The organism is Massilia sp. UBA6681 (assembly GCF_002454935.1).
Taxonomy (GTDB): domain Bacteria; phylum Pseudomonadota; class Gammaproteobacteria; order Burkholderiales; family Burkholderiaceae_D; genus Telluria; species Telluria varians.
The window spans coordinates 19,778-20,639 of sequence record NZ_DKJX01000012.1; the positions used below are offsets into that span (position 1 = coordinate 19,778).

Here is an 862-nt window from a genome sequence, read left to right on the forward strand (position 1 = left end):
GGCCGACCGCATCATCGTGCTGAACCACGGTCGCATCACCGAAGCCGGCTCGCACGAGGACCTGATGCGGATCGAAGGCGGCCTGTATCAGCGCCTCTATTTACTGCAACAGATCGCGATTTAATCCCTCGGCGCCGGCACCAGGCGCCGGGCGTCGCGGCGCCGGATCTCGTCCACGACCTGGCTCGCCAGCCGGTCGAGCGCCGCGAAATGGGCGCCCAGTCCCTGCTGCAGGGCCGCCGGGACGCTGTCGGCGCACCAGCCGAGCATCATGCACAGTTCCAGGGTGCGCGGCGCCCCCGGCCCGCAGTCGGCGCCCAGGCGGCAGGCGACCAGCGCGCCCCCGAAAGGAACGCCGCGCGCGGTCGAATCCTGTTCATCCCGCACCGGCACCCGTTCATGGAAGACCGGGGACACCAGCGAGGCGATGACGTCCGGGTTACCCTGCTCGAAGGCCGCCAGCAACATGCGCGCCCGTCCCTCCGGCCCATCCGCGGCCAGGTAGTCGAACATGCTGCCCAGGAGCGGATCGGTGCTCAGGCGGAGATTGCGGGCGGCGCCCAGCTCGCGCTCGGCGTCTTCCAAGCCCTCCGGGGTGAAATCGCAGCGCCGCAGCAGTTCCTCGGCGGCGGCGCTGCGCGGCGCCGGCAACGCGGGCAGGGTCTGTTCGAGGGCGCGGCGGCACGTTTCCAGCACGTTCGACGCATAGAAATAGGCGCCGCTGCCGGGTTTGCGCATGGCGTCGTAGAAGAACACGCGCAGGTTGGGTGCCTGCACGAACCTGGCGTGCAGCTCGCGCCACGAGGCCGGCGCCTGCCCGGCTGCCGGAACCGGAGCGGCCGGGGCCCGCGCGGCAGGCGGC

At 71.6% G+C, this 862-nt stretch carries 1 protein-coding gene; it reads right to left on the reverse strand.

Annotated elements, in window-relative coordinates:
• Positions 1-120 precede the first annotated feature (120 nt).
• Positions 121-862: hypothetical protein (locus B2R83_RS01810; RefSeq protein ID WP_292037976.1), on the reverse strand; the 742-nt coding region annotated here is incomplete at its 5' end.